General features: G+C 73.4%; 5 protein-coding genes and 1 pseudogene. 3 read left to right on the forward strand and 3 right to left on the reverse strand.

The window, feature by feature from the left end; translation table 11 throughout:
• The coding region (locus ACZ7IB_RS48815; RefSeq protein WP_470921805.1) for a hypothetical protein at positions 1-508 on the forward strand (508 nt) is incomplete at its 5' end.
• Between the two features lie 260 nt (positions 509-768).
• On the opposite strand, the gene ACZ7IB_RS48820 is transcribed toward ACZ7IB_RS48815, so the two are convergent.
• Both ACZ7IB_RS48820 and ACZ7IB_RS48825 read right to left on the reverse strand, forming a co-directional pair.
• The gene (locus ACZ7IB_RS48820) at positions 769-1,419 is read right to left on the reverse strand and encodes a response regulator transcription factor (RefSeq protein ID WP_089100675.1); all 651 of its coding nucleotides are present in this window, start codon (positions 1,417-1,419) and stop codon (positions 769-771) included.
• A complete protein-coding gene (locus ACZ7IB_RS48825) occupies positions 1,407-2,693 on the reverse strand; it encodes a sensor histidine kinase (protein ID WP_470921807.1) in 1,287 nt (428 codons plus the stop codon). The genes ACZ7IB_RS48820 and ACZ7IB_RS48825 overlap by 13 nt, the downstream gene beginning before the upstream one ends.
• Before the next feature lie 135 nt (positions 2,694-2,828).
• Here ACZ7IB_RS48825 and ACZ7IB_RS48830 point away from each other — a divergent pair, with 135 nt between their 5' ends.
• Both ACZ7IB_RS48830 and ACZ7IB_RS48835 read left to right on the forward strand, forming a co-directional pair.
• The gene (locus ACZ7IB_RS48830) at positions 2,829-3,344 is read left to right on the forward strand and encodes a hypothetical protein (RefSeq protein ID WP_470921808.1); all 516 of its coding nucleotides are present in this window, start codon (positions 2,829-2,831) and stop codon (positions 3,342-3,344) included.
• A gap of 53 nt (positions 3,345-3,397) precedes the next feature.
• Positions 3,398-3,889 carry a class I SAM-dependent methyltransferase gene (locus ACZ7IB_RS48835; protein ID WP_470921810.1) on the forward strand — a complete coding sequence of 164 codons (492 nt, stop codon included), beginning with the start codon at positions 3,398-3,400 and terminating at the stop codon, positions 3,887-3,889.
• 20 nt (positions 3,890-3,909) lie between these two features.
• Here the strand turns inward: ACZ7IB_RS48835 and ACZ7IB_RS48840 are convergent.
• Positions 3,910-4,095: pseudogene (locus ACZ7IB_RS48840) on the reverse strand (IS6 family transposase); the annotation flags it as partial.

Genomic DNA, 4,095 nt, shown 5'->3' on the forward strand with positions numbered 1-4,095 from the left:
AATCTTCGCCCCGGGACCGGACATGCAGCACCTGTCCGACTCCCTCACCGAACTCAGCACACTGCTCCCCCTGGTGACCGCCCAGGGCCAGGACATCCGTACGGCCGTGGCCACGGGCGCTCCGGCCGCCCGCAAAGCCCACGCCCGAACCGCAACGGACCCCGCCCACACCGTCGCCGCCGTCGGCCGCGCGATCAACGCCCTCGGCGGCGCCCAGGCCGATCAGCTCTTCATCGACCACTTCACCTCGGCCTACGCCAACCCGCGTGCCAACGCCGACTTCGCCCGAAGCCGGATCGCCACCCACCTCACCGCCGCCCGCACCGCGCTGGCCGAAGCCACCAGCACGCTGCGCAGCGCCGCCACGAGCGCGGACCTCGCCGAGCAGCGCGTTCTCGCCGCCCGAAAGCGCAGCCCGCAGGCGGCCTCGGCCGCTCCCGGCCAGTCCTCCCCGGCTCCGGCCGACTCCCACGCACCGGCGCCGCCGAACCCGGGACGAAGGCGCTGACGCGACGACCGCCCTGACATCACGTCCGCTCCGGACAACAGCCGACCGACCAGCCCGAGCCACCGCGCCCAACCCCGAAGACTGCGAGGACACCAGTGATGACCAGCCCCACCCATGCCATGGCCCTGCGCACGACGGCCACCGCCTTCGGCACCCAGCGCGGCAAAGCCTGGTGGAGAGCACCTGTCCGAAGGCGCCGCATTCCCCACTAAGTGCTGCTCAGCACCGTTGTCGACTGGGCATGCGGGCGTGATCGCGCACTATGCGGTCGCAACGCCCAGGAAGCGCAGCACCGCTAGGACGCGGCGGTGGTCGGCGTCGGCCTTGGGCAGGTCGAGCTTGGTGAAGATGCTGTTGATGTGCTTGGCGACCGCGCTCTCGCTCACCACCAGCTCGGCGGCGATGCCGGAGTTGGACCGGCCGCCCGCCATCAGCTCCAGCACCTCCCGCTCGCGCGGCGTCAGCCGGTCGAGTGGATCGCTGTGCCGGCGCACCAGCAGCTGCGCGACGACCTGCGGGTCGAGCGCGGTGCCGCCGGCCGCCACCCGGCGTACCGCCTCGGCGAACTCCTCGACGTCGGCGACGCGTTGCTTGAGCAGATAGCCGACGCCCGAGGTGTTGGCGGCGAGCAGATCGGCCGCGTACCGCTCCTCCACGTACTGCGACAGCAGGAGCACGGCGGTACGCGGGTACTGGCGGCGGATCACCAGCGCGGCGCGCACTCCCTCGTCGGTGAAGCCGGGCGGCATGCGCACGTCGACCACGGCGATGTCGGGCCGGTGCTCCTCGACGGCCGCCAGCAGCCCTTCTGCGTCGGCGACTTGCGCGCACATCTCGAAGCCGGCCGCCTCCAGCACCTTGACCACGCCGATGCGCAGCAAGAGGGAATCCTCGGCGATCACGGCGCGCACGGCAGCTCCACGGTGATGACGGTCGGGCCCCCGGCGGGGCTGCGGCAGGAGAACGTGCCGTCGACGGACGCGACGCGCTTGGCGAGCCCGGCGAGCCCGGTGCCACCGCCGGCCGCCGCGAGATCCGCGCCGCCCGCGCCGTCGTCCGCGACGACCACCAGCAGTGTCTCCCCGATCCGCTCCACGGTCACGTCCGCCCGGGTCGCCTGGGCGTGTTTGACCACGTTCGTCAGGGCTTCGGAGACCACGAAGTACGCGACGGCCTCGGCCGTGGGTGAGGGGCGCTGCGGCAGGTCCACCGCCACGCGCACCGGGATCGGGAGGCGGGCGGCGACCCCGGACAGCGCGGCGTCGAGGCCGCGGTCCTCAAGGACGGCCGGATGCAGGCCGCGCACCAGGTTGTTCAGCTCGGCGATCGCCTCCTTCGCCTCGCGGTGCGCCTCGTCGATCACCTTGCGGGCGTCCGCCGGCAGGTCGCCGAGGGTGGCCCTGGCCAGGCCCAGGTTGACGGCGAGTGAGACGAGGCGCTGCTGCGCGCCGTCGTGCAGGTCGCGCTCGATCCGCCGCCGCTCGGCGTCGGCGGCGTCGAGCACACCGGCCCGGCTCTCGGCGAGGTCGGCGACCCGGCGGGCCAGCTTCTCCGTGCGGCTGGGGCCGAGCAGGACCTCGGCCGCCCGGGTCTCCAGCCGCACCAGAGCGCCGGTCAGCCGGGGCCCGAGGAACAGCAGGGCGAGGCCGCCGGCGGTGATGTACGCGGCCTGCGTGGTGTACCCGAGGTCGGTGACCCGCCACTGCGGGGGCAGCGCCCAGATCCACACGTAGATGGAGGCGGCCACGAGAGCGGCGGCCCAGACGGCGAGGACGGCGAGGTCCAGGACGGCGAGCAGCGGACCCGCCACGGCGTGGTAGCAGACCTGCCGCCACAAGGCCCGCGTGGTCAGCCGGCGCACCGCCGACTTCCAGTTGCGTCCCGGCCCGGGTACGGCGGGGCGCGGGAGGTCCTTGCCGACGAGCGCCCGGTAGCGCCGCCGCTGCCCGACGGTCAGCAGGGGTGTCACCACGAGCGTGAGCAGCACGGGCAGCGCCACGAGCGTGAGTAGCACGGGCAGCGGAGTCACGGCCGGCACCAACGCCGCCATCGTGCCGAGCAGCCAGAGCCACAGTGGCACCACGGCGAGGTGGAGCGGCAGGCCGGCGGCGACGAGCGCGGTCCGGTGTCCCGCCCTGCGGAACGGCCGGCCCAGCACCAGCTGCAGCCACGTCGTGAGTTGCATGCGTCAAACGGTAAAGCCGCAGGCCATCCCCGTGCCGTGACGCTGCCGCCCGGTTCGGGGGTGCACTTTTCTCCACCCTGGGTCGGAACCCTGCGTGACTGACGGCGCCCTGGTGTGCGGCGGAGGGTGGAGCACGTGAAGGGGAGAGCCGGCGGGGAGCGGGGGAAGACGATGCGTCAACTGGTGTTGTGCAATGACGAATTGGCCGGTGCCGAGGGCTTCGACCGCGCCGAGGTCATCCCGCTCCACGAAGAGGCGGAGGAGCCGCGCCCGGCGCGGGGCATGCGGCGGGCCGGGTGGCTGCTGGTCGCCTGCGGGCTCGCCCTGCTGCCGTGGCTGTACGTGCTGGCCACCGGCCTGCCGGCCACCGCGACCGCGGCGCACTGGCCGGTCGCCTGGGTCGGGCTCGACGCGCTGGAGGCGCTCGGCCTGATCGCCACCGGCCTCCTCGCCGCCCGCGGCGACCGGCGGCACGCCCTGGCAGCCGCCGCGACCGCGACGCTGCTTGTGGTGGACGCCTGGTTCGACACCACGACCGCGGCCCCGGGCGGCGACTTCGCCACCGCGGTCGCCATGGCGCTCGGCGCCGAGCTGCCGCTCGCCGCGCTGTGCGGCCGGCTGGCGCTGCGGACGCTGAGCCGGCACGCGTGACGCCGACCGCCCGACTACGTACCACGGACCGAATCGATCCACCGGAGAACACCATGCACCGCATCACCACCGCCCCCGTCGCCCCGATCCCGGCCCGGACCCGCTGGGCGGTCGCCGCCGGCGCGGGCGCCGCGTTGGCCGCCGCCTGGTGGCCGGGCGACACAGCGCCCTATCCGTACGCCCAACGCGGCCTCCTCGACGTGCCGTTGCCGCTCCTGACAGCCGACCGGATGGACGCCGTACTGCGGCCGCGACCGGGGGAGCGGATCCTGGAGATCGGCCCGGGGACCGGCCTGCAGTCGCTGCACGTCGCCCCGCAGCTCGGGCCGGAGGGACGGCTCGATGTGCTCGACATCCAGCAGGAGATGCTCGACCACGTGATGCGCCGCGCCGAGCGCGACGGCCTGGCGACGATCACGCCCACCCGCTCGGACGCACGTGAACTGCCCTACGCCGACGGGACATTCGACGCCATATACGCCGTGACCGGGCGTTGTCACGTTGATGGCGCGGTGACCGGTCGGTGGAGCTTCGGGGCGTGCTGAGGTGTGGTTTCGGTGCCCGTTTAAGCCGCGGTAGTCAGGCCGATGTTCTCGGTGACGTGGTCCCAGAGGGTGAAGCGGATGGTCATTTCGAAGCGGTGTTCGGCGGCGGTGCGGAGATGATCGCCGGGTGCGGAAGTGGGGTGAGATGCCGCTGAACGCGGACAGGAACCGCTGCGCTCCACCGACGGAGCGGAAGCCCTTCATCG

The organism is Streptomyces sp. NPDC037301 (assembly GCF_055602785.1).

Excerpts from the sequence above, each read along its gene's own strand:
- ACZ7IB_RS48835 (WP_470921810.1), top strand. The coding sequence starts at position 3,398 with ATGCACCGCATCACCACCGCCCCCGTCGCCCCGATCCCGGCCCGGACC.
- ACZ7IB_RS48825 (WP_470921807.1), bottom strand. The coding sequence starts at position 2,693 with ATGCAACTCACGACGTGGCTGCAGCTGGTGCTGGGCCGGCCGTTCCGC.